Origin of the sequence: Paraburkholderia franconis, assembly GCF_009362735.1 — a bacterium.
Taxonomy (GTDB): Bacteria; Pseudomonadota; Gammaproteobacteria; order Burkholderiales; family Burkholderiaceae; genus Paraburkholderia; species Paraburkholderia franconis.
Window position 1 is genome coordinate 280845 of record NZ_WHNP01000005.1, and the last position, 20109, is coordinate 300953.

24 protein-coding genes are annotated in these 20109 nt (G+C 61.6%); 12 read left to right on the top strand and 12 right to left on the bottom strand.

What is annotated here, in order from left to right:
• Positions 1-11: 11 nt before the first annotated feature.
• Positions 12-467 (bottom strand): hypothetical protein, encoded by a 456-nt coding sequence (locus tag GCT13_RS07780; RefSeq protein ID WP_321574237.1) that lies wholly within the window; start codon positions 465-467, stop codon positions 12-14.
• Positions 468-629: 162 nt separating this feature from the next.
• Here GCT13_RS07780 and GCT13_RS07785 point away from each other — a divergent pair, with 162 nt between their 5' ends.
• The gene (locus GCT13_RS07785) at positions 630-2219 is read left to right on the top strand and encodes a hybrid sensor histidine kinase/response regulator (protein ID WP_265335275.1); all 1590 of its coding nucleotides are present in this window, start codon (positions 630-632) and stop codon (positions 2217-2219) included.
• Here GCT13_RS07785 and GCT13_RS48215 read toward each other — a convergent pair.
• Positions 2191-2328 carry a hypothetical protein gene (locus tag GCT13_RS48215; protein ID WP_193727600.1) on the bottom strand — a complete coding sequence of 46 codons (138 nt, stop codon included), beginning with the start codon at positions 2326-2328 and terminating at the stop codon, positions 2191-2193. The genes GCT13_RS07785 and GCT13_RS48215 overlap by 29 nt on opposite strands.
• Positions 2329-2368: 40 nt before the next feature.
• Between GCT13_RS48215 and GCT13_RS50815 the strand changes: the two genes are divergently transcribed.
• Positions 2369-2848, top strand: a complete 480-nt coding sequence (locus GCT13_RS50815; protein ID WP_321574238.1) for a recombinase family protein — start codon at positions 2369-2371, stop codon at positions 2846-2848.
• 1 nt (position 2849) lies between these two features.
• Here the strand turns inward: GCT13_RS50815 and GCT13_RS07795 are convergent, their stop codons facing one another.
• The 3 genes from GCT13_RS07795 to GCT13_RS07805 all read right to left on the bottom strand — a co-directional run bounded on the left by GCT13_RS07795 (position 2850) and on the right by GCT13_RS07805 (position 5494).
• Positions 2850-4196, bottom strand: coding sequence for a TAXI family TRAP transporter solute-binding subunit (locus GCT13_RS07795; protein WP_152756596.1), 1347 nt, complete (start codon positions 4194-4196; stop codon positions 2850-2852).
• Between the two features lie 15 nt (positions 4197-4211).
• Complete coding sequence (gene ppk2 / locus GCT13_RS07800; RefSeq protein WP_152756599.1) at positions 4212-5078, bottom strand: polyphosphate kinase 2; 867 nt, start codon at positions 5076-5078, stop codon at positions 4212-4214.
• A 158-nt stretch (positions 5079-5236) separates the two neighbouring features.
• Positions 5237-5494, bottom strand: a complete 258-nt coding sequence (locus tag GCT13_RS07805; RefSeq protein ID WP_090865390.1) for a hypothetical protein — start codon at positions 5492-5494, stop codon at positions 5237-5239.
• Positions 5495-5654: 160 nt separating this feature from the next.
• Between GCT13_RS07805 and GCT13_RS48220 the strand changes: the two genes are divergently transcribed.
• The gene (locus GCT13_RS48220) at positions 5655-5957 is read left to right on the top strand and encodes a hypothetical protein (RefSeq protein ID WP_193727601.1); all 303 of its coding nucleotides are present in this window, start codon (positions 5655-5657) and stop codon (positions 5955-5957) included.
• 7 nt (positions 5958-5964) lie between these two features.
• Here GCT13_RS48220 and GCT13_RS07815 read toward each other — a convergent pair whose 3' ends face one another.
• Together GCT13_RS07815 and GCT13_RS07820 are read right to left on the bottom strand one after the other, a co-directional pair.
• Positions 5965-6975: a hypothetical protein gene (locus GCT13_RS07815; RefSeq protein ID WP_152756605.1), complete on the bottom strand. Its 1011-nt coding sequence runs from the start codon at positions 6973-6975 to the stop codon at positions 5965-5967.
• A gap of 107 nt (positions 6976-7082) precedes the next feature.
• Positions 7083-7388, bottom strand: a complete 306-nt coding sequence (locus GCT13_RS07820) for an acylphosphatase (RefSeq protein WP_152756608.1) — start codon at positions 7386-7388, stop codon at positions 7083-7085.
• Positions 7389-7662: 274 nt separating this feature from the next.
• On the opposite strand from GCT13_RS07820, the gene GCT13_RS07830 reads away from it, so the two are divergent.
• Positions 7663-8484 carry a helix-turn-helix transcriptional regulator gene (locus tag GCT13_RS07830; RefSeq protein WP_321574239.1) on the top strand — a complete coding sequence of 274 codons (822 nt, stop codon included), beginning with the start codon at positions 7663-7665 and terminating at the stop codon, positions 8482-8484.
• Here GCT13_RS07830 and GCT13_RS07835 read toward each other — a convergent pair.
• Together GCT13_RS07835 and GCT13_RS07840 are read right to left on the bottom strand one after the other, a co-directional pair.
• Positions 8430-8744: a TFIIB-type zinc ribbon-containing protein gene (locus GCT13_RS07835; RefSeq protein ID WP_152756610.1), complete on the bottom strand. Its 315-nt coding sequence runs from the start codon at positions 8742-8744 to the stop codon at positions 8430-8432. The two genes, GCT13_RS07830 and GCT13_RS07835, sit on opposite strands and share 55 nt — an antisense overlap.
• Before the next feature lie 13 nt (positions 8745-8757).
• The gene (locus GCT13_RS07840) at positions 8758-9552 is read right to left on the bottom strand and encodes a TerC family protein (RefSeq protein ID WP_152756612.1); all 795 of its coding nucleotides are present in this window, start codon (positions 9550-9552) and stop codon (positions 8758-8760) included.
• Positions 9553-9698: 146 nt separating this feature from the next.
• On the opposite strand from GCT13_RS07840, the gene GCT13_RS07845 reads away from it, so the two are divergent.
• Both GCT13_RS07845 and GCT13_RS07850 read left to right on the top strand, forming a co-directional pair.
• Positions 9699-10583 (top strand): LysR family transcriptional regulator, encoded by an 885-nt coding sequence (locus tag GCT13_RS07845; RefSeq protein ID WP_152756613.1) that lies wholly within the window; start codon positions 9699-9701, stop codon positions 10581-10583.
• A gap of 116 nt (positions 10584-10699) precedes the next feature.
• Entirely contained in the window at positions 10700-11056 is a 357-nt protein-coding gene (locus GCT13_RS07850) for an HPF/RaiA family ribosome-associated protein (RefSeq protein ID WP_152756615.1), read from the top strand.
• Positions 11057-11126: 70 nt separating this feature from the next.
• Here GCT13_RS07850 and GCT13_RS07855 read toward each other — a convergent pair whose 3' ends face one another.
• Positions 11127-11948, bottom strand: coding sequence for an SIR2 family NAD-dependent protein deacylase (locus tag GCT13_RS07855; protein WP_152756617.1), 822 nt, complete (start codon positions 11946-11948; stop codon positions 11127-11129).
• Between the two features lie 137 nt (positions 11949-12085).
• On the opposite strand from GCT13_RS07855, the gene GCT13_RS07860 reads away from it, so the two are divergent.
• Positions 12086-12724: a LysE family translocator gene (locus tag GCT13_RS07860; protein ID WP_152756619.1), complete on the top strand. Its 639-nt coding sequence runs from the start codon at positions 12086-12088 to the stop codon at positions 12722-12724.
• A 117-nt stretch (positions 12725-12841) separates the two neighbouring features.
• On the opposite strand, the gene GCT13_RS50525 is transcribed toward GCT13_RS07860, so the two are convergent.
• The gene (locus GCT13_RS50525) at positions 12842-12970 is read right to left on the bottom strand and encodes a hypothetical protein (RefSeq protein ID WP_265335276.1); all 129 of its coding nucleotides are present in this window, start codon (positions 12968-12970) and stop codon (positions 12842-12844) included.
• Positions 12971-13466: 496 nt separating this feature from the next.
• On the opposite strand from GCT13_RS50525, the gene GCT13_RS07865 reads away from it, so the two are divergent.
• The 3 genes from GCT13_RS07865 to GCT13_RS07875 are packed head-to-tail and all read left to right on the top strand — an operon-like array spanning position 13467 to position 16343.
• A complete protein-coding gene (locus tag GCT13_RS07865) occupies positions 13467-14276 on the top strand; it encodes an acetoacetate decarboxylase (protein ID WP_152756621.1) in 810 nt (269 codons plus the stop codon).
• 21 nt (positions 14277-14297) lie between these two features.
• Positions 14298-15080, top strand: coding sequence for a 3-hydroxybutyrate dehydrogenase (locus tag GCT13_RS07870; RefSeq protein ID WP_152756623.1), 783 nt, complete (start codon positions 14298-14300; stop codon positions 15078-15080).
• Between the two features lie 9 nt (positions 15081-15089).
• Positions 15090-16343 (top strand): DUF3734 domain-containing protein, encoded by a 1254-nt coding sequence (locus tag GCT13_RS07875; protein ID WP_152756625.1) that lies wholly within the window; start codon positions 15090-15092, stop codon positions 16341-16343.
• Positions 16344-16453: 110 nt separating this feature from the next.
• Here the strand turns inward: GCT13_RS07875 and GCT13_RS07880 are convergent, their stop codons facing one another.
• Positions 16454-17911 (bottom strand): alkaline phosphatase family protein, encoded by a 1458-nt coding sequence (locus GCT13_RS07880; protein ID WP_152756627.1) that lies wholly within the window; start codon positions 17909-17911, stop codon positions 16454-16456.
• Positions 17912-18275: 364 nt separating this feature from the next.
• Between GCT13_RS07880 and GCT13_RS07885 the strand changes: the two genes are divergently transcribed.
• Both GCT13_RS07885 and GCT13_RS07890 read left to right on the top strand, forming a co-directional pair.
• Positions 18276-18770, top strand: coding sequence for a helix-turn-helix domain-containing protein (locus GCT13_RS07885; protein ID WP_321574240.1), 495 nt, complete (start codon positions 18276-18278; stop codon positions 18768-18770).
• 2 nt (positions 18771-18772) lie between these two features.
• The gene (locus GCT13_RS07890; protein WP_152756631.1) at positions 18773-20104 is read left to right on the top strand and encodes a type II toxin-antitoxin system HipA family toxin; all 1332 of its coding nucleotides are present in this window, start codon (positions 18773-18775) and stop codon (positions 20102-20104) included.
• The last annotated feature ends 5 nt before the right edge of the window (positions 20105-20109 follow it).

Consider the following 20109-nt stretch of genomic DNA (forward strand, 5'->3'; position numbering starts at 1 on the left):
ACGATGACGGCCTATTGACCCGACGCGTGCGTCCTGAGAAACGCCACATAGCCGTTCTGCGTCTTGAGGATCTTCTCGGCGCACTCGTCGTAGTCTTCGCCCTTCGCCTTGTCCGGCCCGTACATTCCACGGCATTGCGCAAAGAGCGTGAGCGTCGCGCCATCGCCTTTCGCGACGCGCGTCGCGGAGAACGCGGCCTTGCCTGAATCGTAGGGCACGTCGGTTTCGATTGCGACGGCGTCCGCGCGGGTCACGGGCGTGTCGGAATGCTGCTGGATATAGCGCTTCGTCACTGCCCACGCGGCATCGCACTGCGCCGGCGCGCAGTCGACCACCGCATTGCGCTGGGCATCGGCGAGGCTGGTTTCGTTATGGATGAACTCCTGGGCCTGCTTCTCCTGCTTTTCCGGGGACGAGCAACCAGCGAGTGCAAGCGCGGCGAGCGCGAAGGCGGCGATCTTTTTCACGTGTAAGTCTTCTCAGGTCACATTCGAGCGCGATTATAGCCGGGCATCAAAAGTATTCGCAGAGGCTATGTATTCACATAGCCCACGTGCCGCTCCCGGTAACGGCCCGTTTCCAGCACAACCGCGCGCCCACACGGCACAGCAATTGCGACAAGGGACCAATTGGGCATCCGGGAGCGACCAGACCGGCTGCGCGAAAGCGAAGGCCGGATGCGCATCGTGGCCGACGGCACCAAGGACTACGCGATCATCACGTTCGACGACGACGGCATCATCACGAACTGGAACGCGGGCGCGGAACGGATCTTCGGATACGCGGAAGCGGAAGTGATCGGGCAGTCCGCCGACATTCTTTCGACCGAAGAAGACCGCGCCAATAACGTTGCCCAGCGCGAATTCACCGAAGCGCGTCTGCATGGACGCGCCAATGAAGAGCGTTGGCACACGCGCAAGGACGGCACGCGTTTCTTTGCGAGCGGCGTGCTGTCGCGTGTGGACGAGCCCGGCCTGAGCGGCTTTGCGAAGATCGCCCGCGATCTCGGCGAGTCCCTCGACGCGGGGACGGCCGGCCGCGGCGCGCCCGTCCAGACGGTTCGCGAAGCCAGCGAGCGAGACGCGCAACGGCGGCGCGATGAGTTTCTCGCGGTGGTCTCGCACGAACTCAAGCATCCCCTCAACCTGATCTCGGCGAGCGCGGAACTGATTGCGCGCGCACCGGAAACGCGGGAAAGCCTCAACATCTCGCGTGCAACCGATACGATCCGGCGCACCGTGATCGGCCAGGCGCAGATCATCGACGATCTGCTCGACATCTCGCGCGTGCGCACGGGCAAGCTGTCCGTGGTGCGCACGGCCGTCGACATGCGCGAGATCGTGCAGCGCGTGAGCAGCCCCGTGCAGGACGACGCGAAACACCGCGGCCTCGCGCTCAATGTCTCGATGACCGATACGCCCATCATCATTTACGCGGATCTCACGCGCATCGAACAGATCGTCTGGAACCTGATCAGCAATGCGCTGAAGTTCACCAGTCGCGGGTCGGTGAATGTGTCGCTGAGGGTCAATGAACATGCGGAGGCGGTGCTTGGCGTGTCCGATACGGGCAGCGGCATCGAGCCCGCGCTGCTGCCGCATATCTTCGACATGTTCCAGCAGAGCCGCGACCCCACCACGCGCCGCGCCGGCCTCGGCATCGGCCTCGCGCTCGTCAGGGACCTCGTGAACCTGCATGGCGGCGCCGTGCGGGCGGAATCGGAGGGCGTCGGCAAAGGCGCGACGTTCACGGTCACGCTTCCGACGCACGGATCGCTCGCGCACGTGAACGCGCACATCGGCGGCGCGCTCCAGTCGCTGCAAGGCCTGCAGATCCTGATGGTCGACGACGACGCGGCAACGGTGGAAACGTTCAAGCTTCTTCCGGAGAGCGAGGGCGCCGTGGTTCGGACAGCCACGAGCGGCGAAGAGGCATTGACGATGCTCGACGGCCAGGTGCCTGACGTCGTGCTGTCCGATATCGGCATGCCGGGCATGAGCGGAGTCGAATTCGTCGGCAAGCTGCGGCAGGAACCGTCGATGAAATCCGTGATCTGCATTGCGCTCAGCGGCTTTGGCGAGGAGGACGATGTCAGCCAGGCACAAAAAGCCGGCTTCGATGCGCACATGAAGAAACCGGTGCTGCTGGCATCGGCAAGAACGCATCGCGTCGGTCGTGCTGATGCACGCTCTATTTGCGCAGACGTGAGAAAACAGTGAGCAGATCTTCCAGCGCGACGGTATAGCCGGCCTTGTCAATCTGGATCAGCTCGCGTTCCGGAGTGCGGCTGTCGCTCGCGCCGTTGATGTAGAAGTACGTTTGTCGCAAGCTTTCCCGGAGACAACACTTCCGCGTCGCGATCGACGACGTGCCGCAGTACTTTCCCGCAGCAGACCGGCCACAACTGAATGTTCTGCTTAGACGCATCGCTCGCGATGACTTGCTCGTGGTACTGAAGCTCTCCGCGCTCGGATGCAGTGCACGAGATGTACTCGCGACATTGACGCAATGCCGCAGCGCGCAGGTGTCCGTGCGATGCGTCGAGCTCGGCAGCGCGGATCTGACGGGCCACCCCGAGCCGCAAGCTGTCAGAACGCTGCGCGCCGTCGTGCAAATGGAGATCGCGACGAGATGCCAGCGAGGCAGGAAGAGCCTGCAATGCGCACAGGAAAGCGGACGGCATACTGGCCGCCCCGCGTCGCTCTCGCGCACCGACAGGGCACGCGTCATGCGCTCGCTCGACAAAGGGCTGTCCGTCAGCGAGGTCGCGCGCAAGTTCAGCACCTCGCGTCAAACCATCATGCGCATACGCGACGCGTCTTCCGCGCCGGCAACCGCGCAGCGCTGAACTACTGCTCGTTGAGCTTCGCTGCCGCCATCGCAATGCGTTGACGCACGACGCTGATGGCCTGCTTGAGCGCATAGACGTCGTGCAGATAGCGTGTCGGCACGCGTATCTGGCTTGCCTGCGCGTCGATGTTCTCGATTTCCTGGCGCCATTGGGCAATGAGATCATTCGACGGCTGCGCCGTTTTCCATATTTCGTCTTCCAGCGATTTGAGCTCGCGATACCAGACGATAAAGCGGTTCTTTATCCGCGTCTCGACCATTCGCGGCAAGGCTTGCACGACGCCGATGAGCACCGCCATGAACGGCAACAGAATAAGCAGGCGTCTTTCGATAAAGCTTGCCAGCCAGAATGGAAGATAGCGCTGAAGAAAGGGACGCCCCGATTTGAAATAACGCTCGCTTTCACTGGAAAGAGGAAACTCGTCGGTATTCAGATTGGGAAACGCGCCGAGCGGCGTGAAGTAGTCTTCGCCCGCGTGAACGGTCTTCGCGGCATCCAGCAGCAGATAAACGAGTGCCGGATGCAACGTGTCCTTTGCGACGAGCAGCGCCGTCGCAGCCAGCAATGTGACATCGTTCTGCGGGCGGTCATTCACGATGCTGGTCGACCCGCGCGGAAACGTCACCTTCGAAAGCGACGGGAACTTCTGCACCAGTGCGTCCGCCTGGGCAAAACTCATCAGTTTCAGGTCGCTGTTCAACAGCGTTTGCTGCATCGGCGCATCCGGTCTGCCGATAAAAAATGCGGCATCGAGACAGCCGTCTTCAAGACAGCGATACGCCTTCTCTGCATCGGTTTCGACCAGCTGCGTATTGGCGCGATCGATCCCACTATAGCCGAGCAGCACGAGCGACACATGCAACAGCCCGCTGCCCGGCACGCCGATGCCGATCCGCTTGCCGCGCAGTTGCACGAGTCGGTTGACGACGGCGTCGCCGCGATAGAACACCCAGATCGGTTCGTACGAAACTGCCGCGATCGTCTGCAACCCGTCCGTTTCCTGCGGCGTGGTGGTGCCCGATTGAATAAAGCCCACCTCGTACTCGCTATTGGGATCTCTCAGCCGCTGATAGTTTTCGACGGAACCTGAAGAACTGCGTATATCGAGCGTGACGCCGTCGCGTTTGAGGACGGGCGCATACCGGTCCGCAAAGCCGCGATAAATGCCTTTGTCCGCGCCTGTCGTGATGACGATTCGCGTCTGAAACGCTGGCTCGATGATCGTGAACAGCCCCCAGCCCAGCGCGGTCAGCACGACGATCGCACCGAGGATCAAAAGACGCCGGCGCCGCGGCGTGACGGGCGTCTTCTGGCTACGATAGAGCGCTGGGTTGTCCCTTCGCATCGTCCCTGCTGGGTTTCAGTACTTTTCGGGAACGTATCGAAGTGGCCGGTTCGTTTCCCGATAACCTTCGGGCTTTTGCCGCTTCGGCAGCTTCACTTTCTCGCGCGGCATCGTCTTGTACGGAATGCTGTTCAGCAGATGCGTGATCAGGTTCAGGCGCGCGCGTTTCTTGTCGTCCGAGCGCACGACGTGCCAGGGCGCCTGCTCGGTATCGGTGGCGGCGAACATGTCGTCCCGCGCGCGCGAATAGTCATACCAGCGGCTATATGAGCGCAAATCCATCGGCGTGAGTTTCCATGTCTTCCGCTCGTCGGTAATACGCGCCTGGAGCCGTCGCGTCTGTTCTTCCTCGCTGACTTCTAGCCAGTACTTCAGAAGAATGATGCCCGAGCCGATGATTGCGTTCTCGATGAGCGGCACCGCCTTGAAGAAGTGCTCCACCTGCTCTTCCGTGCAAAAGCCCATTACGCGCTCGACGCCTGCGCGGTTGTACCAGCTTCGATCGAAAAGAACGATCTCGCCGGCAGCAGGCAAATGCGGAACGTAGCGCTGGATATACATTTGCGTCTTCTCCCGGTCGGTCGGCGCGGGCAGCGCGATGACCCGGAAAACTCGCGGACTGACGCGCTCGGTGATCGCCTTGATCGTTCCGCCCTTGCCTGCACTGTCGCGCCCTTCGAAGATCACGCACACTTTCGCGCCCGTTTGCACGACCCACTCCTGAAGCTTCACCAGTTCGACGTGAAGCGATGCGAGTTCTTTTTCGTATTGCTTGTTCTTCAGGCGCCCGTGCGCTGCCAGTGCTTCCAGTGCTTTTTCCGCGTGCTTGCCATTCGCGCCGTTCCTGTCATTCCTTGTCTTGTCATTCCTCATCTCAGCCATCGTTGCTCTCCCGTGACTGCCATGCAAAAAGGTTGCTGACTGGTTGTTGACGAACGCCCCGCAATTGCCGTCGAAGCCGTTTGCACAGCCGTCCGCGAAGCAGCCGCGATGCTGCCCGCAGGAGCGGCCCTGCGCGATGCCGTGCTGCCGAAACGTCTTCAGGTCTCGTCGCGCCCGGGCACGACTTGCACCACCAGCGTGCGGCTTTTCCAGAACATGTTGTGCACGCGTGGCTGCAGACTCTGCAGCACGTGCGACGCTATGTCGTTGAAACCGAGCACGACGGCGGGATGTTCGCCCGTTCCCTCGACGCGCTGAATCGTATCGAAAGGCGGAAACCCGTAGTGGCAAAGAAAGGTTTTGATTTCCTCATCCGTCGTGCTGTCTTCGACATTGCCTACCCATAGTTCAGCCATAGCGATTTTCTCCTTTTGGACAGTCGGCTCATCACTTCGACCATGCGCTGCACGACATGACACACTCAATGGTCTTATTGTGCGCTCGCGCGCGGCAAATGCCAGCGCGAAAACGCATTGCGTCCGTTCAGAAAGATGAATCGATGCTGCGAAATGCGAAATGGCGACAGCGATCAAATCGAAAATTGCAACGCGCTATTTCTCAAGGCGCGGAAGCCGGCTTATCTTTCTCTTGCTGCTGAGGATCTGCTTGCTGTTGCCCGGCTTGCTTCCTTGCTTCGCGCGCCTTTTGCTCTGCCTTGCGCTGCGCGTCCTGCATCTGCTTCGTTGCGGCCGGCTGCGCGACGGCGACGGGCGCCGCAGCAAACAAAACGGCAAACGAAACGGCGGCACTTGCCGCGACTGCCCGTACAGCCAGATCGAATCGGTTCATGGTCTCCTCCGCTGCCGACTTTCGTATTGAATCTATCTTATAGGGCGCGCATCGCCGAGTCGATATTCAATCCACCCGGCGGCAAATCCGCGCGGCTAAAGCGGACCAGCGCGAAGGCGCGCGTCTCCGGCCTGGGACCGGGAATGCGCGCGAAGTGAAAGTCGATCTCGCGCGCGCCTTGCACGCTCTCCTTTTGGATCACGTTCATCATGTCGATGCGAATGTGCCGGGTCTTGATGTAGACGTGCTCCGATGGCTTGCTCAGCACTTCGCACACGCCTTTGAGGTCGAGTTCGATGGTATCCGTCGGCACTCTGAGCGCCGCAAGGCTGTCCGCGTTCTCTGCAATCTGCGCCTGCACGCGCGCGAGTTCTTCCGAGGTCGCACCGTCGCCGCCGACGACGGACCGAATACCCGTGCCCTGCCGATGCAGCAAAGCGACGCGCTCCTGCATCAGTTCGCGTCCCCGTGCGAGACGTTCCGCGCGATCGGTCGCCAGCCGGGAAAGCCCTTCCAGCGCCATCTGGTCGATCAGCCGCCGCACCAGTTCCTCGCGCAGCTCCGATTCCGTGCGTCCGCATATCCTCACGCGATGATCGCTGAAGGACAACGTCGTTTGCACGACGTCATGGCGCAGCGTGTCGCCCTCCAGCGCGACGCCGAGCACATGACGCTCGTTCAAGGCCATCCCGAGCGTTCCGTGGACATCCACTGCGCCGGGGTTCTGCTCGAAAAAGGTGCGCACCGCTTCGGAGCGGCCGAACGCGCGCGCGATATCGTCCGGCGTCGCAAAGAACGCACGCAGGCAGGGATTGCTGGACCACGCAGCGGCATTGGCCTCGAGCGTGGGGGGCAGCGAGGCGATCAGCTCGTCTATGTACTGCAGCGTTGCTGCGACGGGCCGTTTCAGACGGCGCCGGAAATGGCTCGCCAGCTTCAACCGTGGATGAATGGCGAGAATGCGCCCGACCGCTTCATCGATACGCGCGGCATCGGCCACCGAAACGTGGATTCGCTCGCGATTGAACAGCCAGCGCAATAGACCCATTGTCGAATTCTCCCAAGGCGAGGCATCATCAAACATAGTCTACGGCGCGCGGGAATGCGCAGCGGGCGACCACGGTCAACAGTGTCATGCGGCGCGGCTTTCAGCAGCTACGCATCGGGAATCTGCCTGAACGCATCGAACCGCGTAAAAGGCGGCGCAAGCTCTTCGACTTCCATCCTGTCGACGAGTGCCGCGGACATGCCGTCGATCATCCAGTCGCACATCTCGCGTACCTGCTCCGGCGCGCCCTGGAGCAGCGCCTCGACTGAACCGTCCATCCGGTTGCGCACCCAGCCCGCAACACCGAGCACGGCCGCCTGTTGCACGCACGCCGCCCGGTACCCCACGCCCTGAACCGTGCCCGTCACTCTCACGAGCAGCGTCGTCACCCGGCCATCGAAATCGCCTGCCATCCGCGCTCTCCACCGACAAAACTGCCGCAAAAATATCGAACTCACATCGATGTGTCGATCGTATGTCATGTCGTTGCATTGCCGATAGACCGATTTAATTTACGTCCGAAGCGAATACGTATGACGATGCCCTTGCCTCTTCTTCTCTTTCAACGCAGGCATTGCGGCCGTCGAGCACTTCCGTGAACAGGTAGCGAATCAGTTCGATGACATCAGGCGGCAGTTGCGCCTCTTCGCTTCGAGCGCGGCCACGTAATCCGCCATTGGAATGCGCGTGAAGCGGATCGGCGATCTCGCGCTCGTGCCGCATGGCGCCGGTCATTGGCTGATGAGCGCAGCGGGCGTCCCTGCAGCGAAGCTCTTCGATTTGCCGCGCGAAGCCGTCAGCAACCGCTACGAGATTCTTCGGCACGGACAGGGCGGCACGCCGACGACAATTTGCGCGCTCGAGCGCTTCGATCACCCCGCCGCTCACCGGCTGATCGATCTGCCGCCGAAGCTGATTCGCGTCGACACGTGGCAATCGCCCGAAATGGAATGGATACAGAGCACGCTGCGATTCATCGCGGCCGAGGCGCAACAGCTCAATGCGGGTGGCGAAACGGTCATCACGCGGCTCGCCGACATGCTCGTCATTCAGGCCGTGCGCGCGCGGATCGCACATGCGCCCGCGGCTCAAACAGGATGGCTCGGCGCGTTGCGCGACAGGCAGATCGGACGCGCGATCGCGATGATTCCTCGCGACCCTTCGAGCAACTGGACGGTCGCGACGCTCGCCGATCGCGTCGGCATGTCGCGCTCGGCGTTTTCAGCGCGCTTCACGCAACTGGTCGGCGAACCGGCGATGCACTACGCCGTGCGCTGGAAGATGCAGGCTGCGCTCACGCAGCTGCAGGAAACGGATGCATCGCTGACCGAACTCGCGATGCGGCTCGGCTACGATTCGGATGCGGCGTTCAGCCGGGCGTTCAAGCGCATCGTCGGCGTTGCGCCCGGCGCTGTGAGGCGCAACGCGCGAATGCAGCCGGACGATGTCGACCCTCAATCGAAATCGAACATATCGAACAGCGACTTCTTCTTGCGGCGCGCATCGTAATGCTTGCGATGGTCGTCGTGTGAGTCGTGACGCCGGCCCCACTCCTGTTCATGCCGCACATCGCGATCACCATAGCGCGGGTGACGCTCGTGCTCTGCGTCTGCGCGCTGCGACTCGGGCGCGTCCTGCATCTGGCCAATCAGCTTGTCGAGTTCGCCGCGGTCGAGCCATACGCCGCGGCACGTCGGGCAGTAGTCGATTTCGATGTTCTGCCGCTCGGTCATCAGCAGATCGGGCGTCTTGCAAACGGGGCATTTCATTGCGTTGCTCCTTTCATTTCACGAGTTCGGTATCTTGATGATTCGGGTTCGTTGCATGTGCAGCCGTGTCGTGCTCGCGTTTTATCCTCCTGCGGCGCGCCAGCATGTTCATCCCTTCGACGAAGCCGGCAAAAGCCATCGCCGCGTAGATGTAGCCCTTCGGCACGTGCGAACCGAACCCCTCCGCGATCAGCGTCATCGCGATCACCAGCAGGAACGCGAGTGCCAGCGTGACGATGGTCGGATTGCCTTCGATGAACTTCGACAACGGAGCCGCCGCGAACAGCATCGCCGTAACAGCCGCAATCACCGCGATGAACATGATGGGCAGATGGTCCGTCATGCCGACGGCCGTGATGATGCTGTCGACGGAGAACACGAGGTCGAGCAGCAGGATCTGGCCGATCGCGGCCGTCGCCGTCAGTCCGCCGACATGCACGGCCGCATTCGATACATCGGCATCGTGGCTCACGTGATGGTGCATTTCACGCGTCGCCTTCCACACGAGGAACAGACCGCCCGCGAGCAGAATCAGGTCCCGCCACGAGAACGCATGGTCGAACACGGAAAACACCGGCTCCGTCAGGCGCGCAATCCACGCGACGGTGCCGAGCAGGCAGAGACGCATCACGAGCGCGAGCATGATGCCGATGCGCTGCGTCCGTGCGCGCTGCGCTTCAGGCAGCTTGTTGCTCAGAATGGAAATGAAGATCAGGTTGTCGATGCCTAGCACGACTTCCATCACGATGAGTGTCACGAGTGCCGCCCATGCAGCGGGATCGGCGACGAGAGTCAACAGGGAATCCATTTGCGCGCGTAGTTGTTCGGAGTTGAATGAAAGCGGCTGATTACTGGGCCACAGCCAGTAAAGCGAATGATCCATCACGCGCCGCATCGGAAAAACCAGTGATAATCTGAAGATCGATTCGTATTTTTCGAAGTTGAAGAGGCTCCATGCTCAACTACCGGCACTTGCACTATTTCTGGGTCGTCGTGAAGGAAGGCGGATTTGCGCGCGCCGCCGAACGGCTCGACATGGCCGTGCAGACCATCAGCGCGCAGGTGCGCGAACTGGAAAAATCGCTCGGTCATCAGTTGCTGAAGCCGGCGGGCCGCGGCGTCGCGATGACGGAGGCCGGTCAGGCGGCGTTCGCGCGCGCGGAAGAAATCTTTCAGCTCGGCAGCACGCTGCACGACGAAGTGCGCGAGGCCGCAAGCGGAGTGGTCGCGCGCTTCGCGGTCGGTCTGACGGACGGCATTTCGAAGCTGGCCGCCCATGCGATCCTCGCGCCCGTGCTGGACACGCCGTCGCTGCGGCTGCTCTGTCACGAGGGCGAATCCGAGCAGTTGCTGGCTGAACTCGCGCATCATCATCTGGATCTCGTGCTCTCCAGTCAGGCGGCGCCACACAACGCGAACTTGCGGCTGTCGAGCGAACGCCTGATCGCATCGCCGATCGACTGGTATGGACCGGCCGCCACCGTGCGCAAGAGCGCTGTCGATCACTTCCCGCAATGTCTCGCGAGCCTGCCCGTCTTGCTGCCGACGGGACACTCTTCTCTGCGCTCACGGCTCGACCGCTGGTTCGAAGCGGAAGGCATACGGCCGCGCATCGCGGGCGAGTTCGAAGACAGCGCGCTGATGGCGCTATTCGCATCGCGAGGCCTCGGCGTATTTCCGCTCGCGTCTTTCGGCGCCGAGCGCAATGACCCGATCCACCGCAGCTTGCGCTGGCTAGGCCGGTCGCCGGATGTGAAAGAGGAGATACACGCGATCGTGTCGCGGCGCGGACGCCATCATCCGTTGACGCAAAAGGTACTGGCTTCCGCTTTGGGCTGACTGTTCTGGCTGTAACGCAGGTTTCGGATTTTCCGAACTTTCGGTTCCGCTATTTCTGCTTTTTCCGGACACTTCGACACCGTACTCTTGAGCCGTACCCACGACGGAGGTGTCACATGCAAGTACTGTTCAAGTCCCGCGACCGTGAAGCCGTTCGTATGCGCAGCTTCGCGCGTCAACGTATCCGGTTCGTGTTTCGACGTCTGGACTGGCTGATTTCGAAGGCAACGGTCAGTCTTTCGGACATCAACGGCCCGCGCGGCGGGCTCGACAAGCGCTGCCAGGTGCAGGTGCAGACACCCGATGCAACGCCCGTCGTCGTCACGTCGATCGCGCGAGACTGGCGCGGCGCGCTCGATCTGGCTCTCTCTCGCGCGGCGCGTTCAATCGTGCGCAGACGGCAGACACGCGTTGCCGTGCGACGCTTCAGCCAGCGCGAGCCTGCATGGGCCGCTCAGCCTGATTTCGCTTAAGGACGAATGCAGTTGATGGCTGCATGGTCGGCGGCACCGCCAGGCGCGGTGTCGCCGCTACACTTGCGCGCTATGCGTTCATTGCACGATCGAGCAGCCTCAAGCCCTCGACTCCGCCTCTGGCAAGCCCAATGCCCAGATGCGGCGCAATGCCGAAATCGCGTGGATTGATGCGAATGACGCGCGGCCCGTGCTGCTCGCTGAAAAGACGCACGGTCGGTATGGCCTTGCCCGCGCCGATTTCGATCACGACGAGCCGCTCGACCGTCGACAGCCACGCGTGCAAGCGCGCCTCCTGCTGTTCGGTGCGCAGCGCGATCCAGTCGTAGTCGCCGAACATCAGGATATTGGGCCGCGCCACAGCAGCGCATGCCGGGCAGCGCGGCAGATCGCTCGTCAGTTCGCAAGACGCCTCGTCGACGGTGGGACGCACGTCATCGGCGGACCATAGCCGGTCGTTGCAGACTTCCGAGCATTGCAGTACGTGAATCGAACCATGGCACTCGGCTATCGTCGCATCGTCAAAGCCCGCTTTCTGAAACTGTCCATCGACGTTGCTCGTGAACACCCATTGTCCGCGCGGCATGAAGTCGGCCCAGCGGCGCAGCATGTCGAAGCCCTCATGCGGAATCGTGCGCCGGTACAGGTCGAGACGATGCCCATAAAAGCCCCAGCAAAGCCGCGGATGCAACGCCATCACACGCGGATTCGCCATGTCCTGAAAGGTGAGGCGCTGCTGTTTCAATGCGGGATAGGCGCGCCAGAATCCATCGGCGCCGCGATAGTCGGGCAAGCCTGAATCGACGCCCATGCCGGCGCCAGCCGTCACCAGCATGCCATCGGCCTCGCGCAGCCACGACACAGCGCGCTTGATACGTTCGTTTTCGTCCATCGCGCTACTCTAGCAATTCGCGCACGAAGCGTCTTGTACGTCGCGCTTCGTGTAATGGACAATAGCGACGCGAGCCGACACGTGGTTAGCAAGGCCGTCATTCAGGCAGCGTGGCCACCTTACGAGGAGACAAATCGATGTCCGCATCCGCCGCTGTGTTTGCCATTCTCATCGCCTTGTTACTGGGCGCGATGATTCCCGGGCCGAGTTTCGTTCTCGTCGCGCGAAATTCAATCAGCCTGTCCCGCAGCGACGGACTTTCGACTGCACTCGGCATGGGTGTCGGCGGGATTTTCTTTGGCGGTGTCGCGCTTGCCGGCCTGTATACGTTGCTGGTAGCCGTCGAATGGCTTTATATCGCGCTGAAAGTTGCAGGCGGGCTGTATCTGATCTATATCGCGTCGAAGATCTGGCGCGGCGCGGCTCAGCCCATCGCGATGGATAGCGCCGACGCGGCGCTCGGCCGTCGTGCGAAGAAATCATTCTGGATCGGCTTGACGACGCAGCTCAGCAATCCGAAAACGGCGATCTGGTACGGCAGTATCTTTGCGGCACTGCTGCCGCAGCATCCGCCTGTGTGGTGCTATTTCGTGCTGCCGCCGCTTGTCTTCGCAGTGGAGGCCGGCTGGTACACGGTCGTCGCGCTGTGCTTTTCGAGCCGGCATCCGCGCGAGGTCTATTTGCGTGCGAAGAAGTGGATCGACCGGATTGCCGCAAGTGCGATCGCGGCACTCGGGTTGCGGTTGATCTTTGCGGCGAGAAAGGCGGGAATCTGACCGCACAGACATAACGACATAAGGGCGGCGCCAACCGGCCGTAGAACACTGATGAACAAAGGGGGAGTACGGCTCGTACTCCCCCTTGTTTTATGTCGAATGCCGAGCGGCAAATGCTTAACGGCGATAGGCTTCGGCCAGCACGGCGCAATGCTGCAGATGCAGTTCGACAGCGCGGATGGCGAGTTCGCGCAGACGCGAGAGCAAGTTCGTGGACGGGGCGGCGGCGGTCGTAGCTTGTTGCATGGCGGACTCCTTGTGCGGGTAACACCCTAGGTAATAACCCTAGTATATTCGCACACATGACGCAGCGCAACAAATCAATAATCTTTCGCCAGCGCGCGACACAACCTTACAACGGGCCTTTGTCATCTGCGTATACGCGCTTATCAGGTTCCAATTGCATTCCGGTGAAACCGAATGCGTCCATGAGCAGTTGCGCACCACCGAAGCGAAGCCAATCAGATAGATCGGATACCTCAATATGTCCATGGTGGATCATCACCGAACAGCACCCGTTGCATGACAGCAGTATTTCATTTCCGTCGATCCCTTCATTTCGATCGGCAAAAAGGTCATGCCGGATTTCACAATGATCGGTCGTTTAACGAATCGAATTGAAAGCCTCAAACACTGTTGCGTTTGAACCAACGGTGTATTGGAAAAATTAATGTGATCGTGCAAATGCTTTTGCTCTAAGATTCGCCGTGCTCCAACAACGCCTATCGCTCAAAGGAAAAGTATGGACATCAAGTCAATCCGGCAATCTGCTTTTGCGATGCCCGTCCACAATCCCGCCTACCCTCGCCCGCCATTCCGTTTTCTCAATCGCGAGTACTTCATCATTTCGTATGAAACGGAAATGGATGCGCTGCGCGCCGTTGTGCCCGAACCTCTCAAGCCGGAAAACGCGCTGGTCCATTACGAGTTCATCCGCATGCCGGATTCGTCGGGCTTCGGCGACTATACGGAAAGCGGTCAGGTGATTTCCGTGCGCGACATGGAAGGACGTCTTGGGAACTACACGCACTCGATGTACCTCGACGATGAAGGCCCGATTGCCGGCGGCCGTGAAATCTGGGGCTTTCCGAAGAAGCTCGCGCGCCCGAAGCTGAGCGTCGACGGCAACGACACGCTGCTCGGCACGCTCGACTACGGCACGCAACGCATCGCGACGGGCACGATGGGCTACAAGCACCGGATGCTCGACATCGAAGCCGAGCGCGCCAAGCTCGCCGATACACCGAACTATCTGCTGAAAGTAATTCCGCATGTCGATGGCAGCGCGCGCATTTGCGAGCTCGTGCGCTTCTATCTGCGCGACGTGACGGTGCTCGGCGCATGGAGCGGCCCCGCCGCGCTCGAACTGCATCCGCATGCGCTAGCGCCCATCGCGGAACTGCCCGTCAAGCGCGTGATCGGCGCGCGTCACGTGATTGCGAATCTCACGCTCGATATCGGTGAAGTGGCGTTCGACTATCTCGCGCCCGTGCAAGCCACTACGCAGACCGCGAAGAAGTCGAATGACGACGCACTCGAACTCGCTCTCTAAACCACCCATCAGGAAAAGAACATGTCATTGCAAAACAAGGTCGCGCTCGTCACGGGCGCAGCAAGCGGCATCGGCGAACAATGCGCGCGCAAAATGGCAAGCCTTGGCGCTTCCGTCGTCATTGCCGATCTGAACCTCGAGGCCGCGCAGAAAGTCGCGGCAAGCATCGTCGCTGCGGGCGGCAAGGCACTCGCCGTTGCAATGGACGTGACGAATGAAGAAGCCGTCAATGCGGGCGTCGACAGCGCGGTGAAGCAACTCGGCGGTATTGATGTGCTCGTGTCGAATGCGGGCATTCAGATTGTGGCGCCCATCGAGGACTATGCGTTCGCCGACTGGAAGAAGATGCTCGCAATTCATCTGGACGGCGCGTTCCTGACCACCAAAGCGGCCATCAGACACATGTACGACAGCAAGCGCGGCGGCTCGATCGTGTATATGGGCTCTGTCCACTCGCATGAAGCGTCGAAGCTGAAGTCGGCCTATGTCACGGCCAAGCACGGCCTGCTAGGCCTCGCTCGCGTCGTCGCGAAGGAAGGCGGTCCGCGTGGCGTGCGCGCGAATGTCGTTTGCCCGGGCTTCGTCCGCACGCCGCTCGTCGAGAAGCAGATTCCCGAACAGGCAAAGGAACTCGGCATCACCGAGGAAGAAGTCGTGAAGAACGTGATGCTGAAGGAAACGGTGGACGGCGAATTCACGACGGTCGACGACGTCGCCAATACGGTTGCGTTCCTCGCAGGTTTCGAATCGGCGGCACTGACGGGACAGTCGGTGATCGTCAGTCACGGCTGGTCGATGCAGTAAGGAGCTTGCATGCGCAGCGACACAAAAAAAATCAGCGCGCGGCCGGATGCCTTTGTGTTGCCGCGCTACGACGAGATCGCGCTCGTGCTGCAAGGCGGCGGAGCACTCGGCTCGTATCAGGCGGGAGTCGTCGAAGGGCTGGCCGAGGCGAATGTCGAACCGGACTGGATTGCGGGCGTGTCGATTGGCGCGCTCAATACGGCGATCATCGCTGGCAATGCGCCGGAAAAACGCGTGGAAGCGTTACGCGGATTCTGGAATGCGATCTGCCATCCGCTCGACTGGGTCGGCAGCGTCAGTGCGTGGACCTTGCCCGGCTTGGGCCTGCAAGACCTGTCGCGCAAGTGGGCCAGCATGTGGGCCGCGGGCCGCGCATTGACGGAAGGCCAGCCGGGATTTTTCGCGCCGCGTTTTCCGTTGCCCGTTGCCGGACTCGCGAAGCTGGACCCGAGCCGCGTGAGCTATTACGACACGGCCGCGCTCAAGGCGACATTGCAACAGTACGCCGATTTCGATCGCATCAACGACGGCAAGATTCGTGTGTCCGTGGGCGCCGTGAATGTGCGCACAGGCAATCTCACGTACTTCGACAACGCGAAAATGCGTCTGGCGCCGGAGCACTTCATGGCGTCGGGCGCATTGCCGCCGGGCTTTCCTGCTGTCGAAATCGACGGTGAATACTACTGGGACGGCGGACTTGTTTCGAATACGCCGCTCACGGAAGTTCTTCGTGATTCGGATCACAAGGACACGCTCGTCTTTCAAGTCGATTTGTGGAGTGCGAAAGGCAATGCGCCGGGCGATTTTCTCGACATATCGGAGCGCGCAAAAGACATTCAGTACTCGAGCCGGACGCGCGCGATCACCAACATGCTCGCGGAGCGGCAGAAGCACGCACGCTTCATCAAGGAACTGCTCGAACACGTGCCTACGTCGGTGCTGAAAGCGGACCCGTTATTCCGGCTTGCAGAAGCGGCCGCGGATGGCAGCGCGATCAACGTCGTGCATCTGATCTACAAGAACAAGCCATACGAAGGCCACTACAAGGACTACGAGTTCAGCATGGATACGATGCTCGAACACTGGCAAAGCGGCCTCGACGATATTCGCGATTCGTTCTCGCATCGCGACTGGTTCGATGTGCCGAGCCGTGAGCAGGGTTTCGCCACACACGACGTGCACCGTCCCGTCGGATTGGTGCCGCAGTCCGACAAGAGTGCCGTCGAAACGTTGCCGGGCAAGAACCGCAAGGAAGCAGCCTGAGTACTTTTCGTACGAGTTCGCTCTGGATGAAACACGGCTCTGCAATACGCATGTTGCAGAGCCGTATTTTTATCGAGCCGCGCAAATGCCTCACGAAGGCTGCGCAAAATTTACATGCCGCCTGGAAAACCTAGCGCAGTCGCTTTCGCGCGTAAATCCGCAAAGCGGCCGCCGGGCTGATTGACAGCTGTCGACGATGCCGCGCTCGACGGAAGCTGCTGGCTTTGATCGACGCCGCCGAGTCCAGGTATGATGCCCGCCGTCGAGCACGCGACACCGAAGATTCCCTGCGTCACTGCAATGGCGGGCGCATCGGTTCGCGCAGCATCACTGAAGTCCAACGCATAGGCCATGTTGAAGGTGGCGGGGTCGGTTGCGCGCACGCCCAACGGGTCGATACCGAAGCGCCATGCGAGCAGCTGATGGATCGAGCTGGGATCGAACGGATAGCGCGACACCATGTTCGCGCGCGTACGTGGTCCGAGCATCATGCACGGCACACGAAATCCCAGGCGGCCGTCATTGCCCGCGCCCTGCTCAGCCGTCGATACGGGTCTGACGGGCGGCACTGCGTGCTCCATGAAACCGCCCCATTCGTCGTACACGATGATCATCAGCGTCGTGCTCCACTTCGGCCCGGTGCGCAGCGCGTCGTAGATCTGGCCGAGCAGGACCTGGCCGTTGCGCACGTCCGCATGCGGGTGATCGTCGTTGGACGTGCCCTGCACTTCTCCCGCGAAACTCGGATCGACCATGCAGAACGACGGCAGATTGCCCGACGCCGCATCCGCAAGGAAATTCGCGAAGAGCTTTGAGCGGCCGACATAGCGCGAGCCGTACAACGCGGTGATCGGCACGTCGTGGAAGTAATACGTCGACGAGATGTTCTTCGCGTCAAGCCGGTCCCAAATGGTCGGCAGCGAACTCGTGTCGGTGCTGTCGTTGAGACGGTCGGTTTCGCCGCTATGCAGATAAAGACGGTTCGGGAAAGTTGCCGACAGAATGCCGCTCATGAAGTAATCACAAACCGTATACTGCGTAACGGCGCCGCGATAGAAGTCGAGGTCGGCCGCGCCGAAATAGCCGATGGGCAGAAGATCGCCGCGCAAGAGGCTCGTGCCCGGCGTCAGCAAAAAGCCGTTCATCGCACCATTGGCGAGCTGCGTGCGGCCGCCGGTGTACTGATGGTTCGGATCGGAAAACGAGCAGGCCTGGAAGCCGTATGCCGCGTTCGACGTCAACGCGAACGACGACTGAGTCTGTCCGAATGCGTCAGGGAACTCGCGGTTCTGCTGATGTTCCGCATTCGGCACCCAGCCGAACAGGTGATCGAATGAGCGGTTCTCCATCGTGACGAGCACGATGTGATCGACGCCTGACGTGGCCGGATCGGGCAACGCGGGCCTCGGCAGATTGGCGCGATCGGGCGGAATGCCGCTCGTCGCCCCCGAACTGCCTCCGCCTCCCCCGCCTCCACCACAAGCCGACAACGCGACGGTGCCCGCGAGCGCAGCCAGTATCTTGCGGCGCGTGGGATCGGGTGCATTCGAAGACTGATGATCGCTCATGTCGTTCTCCGTTTTTGTAAGGGCCGCCGGGGGTGCCGTTGAGATCGCTGTCGACGGATCGAGCGGGCGGACAAGCCTCGTCAGCACTTGGCGTTCCCGGACGTCGCCGATCGGCACGCGATCCGCGTCAGTGGATTCCCTGATCTTTTGCCGATGCTGCATGGGTTTTTCGTGCGCTGCGTAACGCGGGACGGCCGTGCGCGGAGACATGCGCATCGCCACAGACTCAAGCCTGTATTTTCTCTTTACAGTCTAAAGACTGTATATTGCCAATACAGTCTTTGACCTGTATCCTGATCGACAGGCAGCGACGCATGCGCACCCTTGCCTGCCCGCCTTCAACTGTCTCCTTTCGAGGCCCGCCGTGGATTATTCCGTCAAGACGCTCAGCCAGCTGCGGCCCGTTCTGCGCGGCTTTCGCAAGGCCGCGGGACTCACGCAGGCCATGCTCGCCGAGCGGCTCGGCATCACGCAGCAGAGCTATGCGCAGTTCGAGGCGAATCCGGCTGCGGCCGGGGTCGAGCGGCTGTTCAAGGTTTTGCGGCTGTTGAACGCCGGCATCACGCTCAGTCAGGATGCGCCGTCGCCGGCGAACACGGCGCCCGTTGCGAAGATGGCGCCGTCGACCCGCGCAGCCGCCACTAATGGGAACGTCTCAACGGCTCCCCCGGCAACGCCTCGCAAAGCCGGGACGAAACGCGCGGCGCCCGCGCGCAAGACCGGCAAGCGGGCGCAGCCGGGCAAGACAGTGCCGGGCGCCCGCATGGCTGCGCACGAGGCTACGTCCGGCCGAAAAGCGCCCGCCCCCGTCAAGGCGAAGCAAGCGGCAACATCGCCGAAAAAGCGCGAGAATTGGTAAGCATGCGGCGCGGTTCACAGACACAACGACTCGACCTGTGGATGAACGGTCTCGCCGTCGGCTACTGGGAAAAAGCCAGCGGCGGCGAGCGGCTCGTCTACCTCGACGACTGGATCGCCGACGAACAGGGCCGTCCGCTGTCACTTTCGTTGCCATTCACGCCCGGCAATCAGCCCTATCGCGGCGCCGTCGTGTCGGCGTTCTTCGACAACCTGTTGCCCGACAGCGAGCCGATCCGGCGGCGGATGGCGCAGCGCTACCGCACGGCCGGCACGGCGCCGTTCGATCTGCTCGCGGCGCTCGGGCGCGACTGCGTCGGCGCGATCCAGATGCTGCCGCCAGGCGAGGCCCCCGCCGACCTCTACCGCATCAGCGGCGACACGCTCACCGACGATGACATCGGCCGCCTGCTGCGCGACACGACATCAGCCGCGCCGCTAGGCCAGCGCGATCAGGCGGGCGACTTGCGGCTGTCCATCGCCGGCGCGCAGGAAAAGACAGCGTTGCTGCGCCACAAGGGCCGCTGGGTGTTGCCCTCGGGCAGCACGCCCACCACGCACATTCTCAAGCTCCCGTTGGGACTCGTCGGCAACATGCGCGCCGACATGCGCACGTCGGTCGAAAACGAATGGTTTTGCTCGAAGATCGTCGAAGCGTATGGCCTGCCCGTCGCCGCGTGCGAGATCGCGCATTTCGGCGATCAGAAGGCACTCATGGTCGAGCGCTTCGATCGCAGGCTGTCGAGCGACGGCACGTGGATCGTCCGCCTGCCGCAGGAAGACATGTGCCAGGCGACGGGCACGCCGCCCATCGTGAAGTACCAGGCGGACGGCGGCCCAGGCATCGACACCGTGATGGAGATACTGGCGGGATCGGTCGATGCCGCCACTGACACCACGCGTTTCTTCAAGACGCAGCTGGTCTTCTGGCTGCTTGCGGCCACCGACGGTCACGCGAAGAATTTCAGCATCACGCATCTACCGGGCAATCGTTATCGCGCGACGCCGCTGTACGACGTGCTGTCCGCGCATCCCATCATCGGGCGCGGCGCGAACCGCATCCCGATGCAGAAAGCGAAAATGGCGATGGCCGTGCGCGGCACGAGCAATCACTATCTGATCGCGCAGATCGTGCGGCGGCACTGGATCGCACAAGCGCAGCAGGTCGGCCTGGCACCCGATGCCGTCGATGCGCTGATCGCGTCGGTGACGAATGACACGCAGCACGTCATCGACACCGTGGCCGCGCAACTGCCCGCCGCTTTCCCGGAAGACCTCGCCTCGGCGATATTCGACGGCCTGCTGAAACAGAGCAGGAAGCTCGCGGCGATGTAGCGCCG

What these genes read in the sequence shown, in the direction of transcription:
- GCT13_RS07875 (WP_152756625.1), top strand. Translation starts at nt 15,090, where the DNA reads ATGCGCAGCGACACAAAAAAAATCAGCGCGCGGCCGGATGCCTTTGTG.
- GCT13_RS07890 (WP_152756631.1), top strand. Translation starts at nt 18,773, where the DNA reads ATGCGGCGCGGTTCACAGACACAACGACTCGACCTGTGGATGAACGGT.
- GCT13_RS48220 (WP_193727601.1), top strand. Translation starts at nt 5,655, where the DNA reads ATGGCGACAGCGATCAAATCGAAAATTGCAACGCGCTATTTCTCAAGG.
- GCT13_RS07845 (WP_152756613.1), top strand. Translation starts at nt 9,699, where the DNA reads ATGCTCAACTACCGGCACTTGCACTATTTCTGGGTCGTCGTGAAGGAA.
- GCT13_RS07865 (WP_152756621.1), top strand. Translation starts at nt 13,467, where the DNA reads ATGGACATCAAGTCAATCCGGCAATCTGCTTTTGCGATGCCCGTCCAC.
- GCT13_RS07820 (WP_152756608.1), bottom strand. Translation starts at nt 7,388, where the DNA reads ATGGCAGGCGATTTCGATGGCCGGGTGACGACGCTGCTCGTGAGAGTG.
- GCT13_RS07805 (WP_090865390.1), bottom strand. Translation starts at nt 5,494, where the DNA reads ATGGCTGAACTATGGGTAGGCAATGTCGAAGACAGCACGACGGATGAG.
- GCT13_RS07855 (WP_152756617.1), bottom strand. Translation starts at nt 11,948, where the DNA reads ATGGACGAAAACGAACGTATCAAGCGCGCTGTGTCGTGGCTGCGCGAG.
- GCT13_RS07795 (WP_152756596.1), bottom strand. Translation starts at nt 4,196, where the DNA reads ATGCGAAGGGACAACCCAGCGCTCTATCGTAGCCAGAAGACGCCCGTC.
- GCT13_RS07860 (WP_152756619.1), top strand. Translation starts at nt 12,086, where the DNA reads ATGTCCGCATCCGCCGCTGTGTTTGCCATTCTCATCGCCTTGTTACTG.
- GCT13_RS07850 (WP_152756615.1), top strand. Translation starts at nt 10,700, where the DNA reads ATGCAAGTACTGTTCAAGTCCCGCGACCGTGAAGCCGTTCGTATGCGC.
- GCT13_RS07840 (WP_152756612.1), bottom strand. Translation starts at nt 9,552, where the DNA reads ATGGATTCCCTGTTGACTCTCGTCGCCGATCCCGCTGCATGGGCGGCA.
- GCT13_RS07815 (WP_152756605.1), bottom strand. Translation starts at nt 6,975, where the DNA reads ATGGGTCTATTGCGCTGGCTGTTCAATCGCGAGCGAATCCACGTTTCG.
- ppk2 (WP_152756599.1), bottom strand. Translation starts at nt 5,078, where the DNA reads ATGGCTGAGATGAGGAATGACAAGACAAGGAATGACAGGAACGGCGCG.
- GCT13_RS07880 (WP_152756627.1), bottom strand. Translation starts at nt 17,911, where the DNA reads ATGAGCGATCATCAGTCTTCGAATGCACCCGATCCCACGCGCCGCAAG.
- GCT13_RS07870 (WP_152756623.1), top strand. Translation starts at nt 14,298, where the DNA reads ATGTCATTGCAAAACAAGGTCGCGCTCGTCACGGGCGCAGCAAGCGGC.
- GCT13_RS07835 (WP_152756610.1), bottom strand. Translation starts at nt 8,744, where the DNA reads ATGAAATGCCCCGTTTGCAAGACGCCCGATCTGCTGATGACCGAGCGG.
- GCT13_RS50525 (WP_265335276.1), bottom strand. Translation starts at nt 12,970, where the DNA reads ATGCAACAAGCTACGACCGCCGCCGCCCCGTCCACGAACTTGCTCTCG.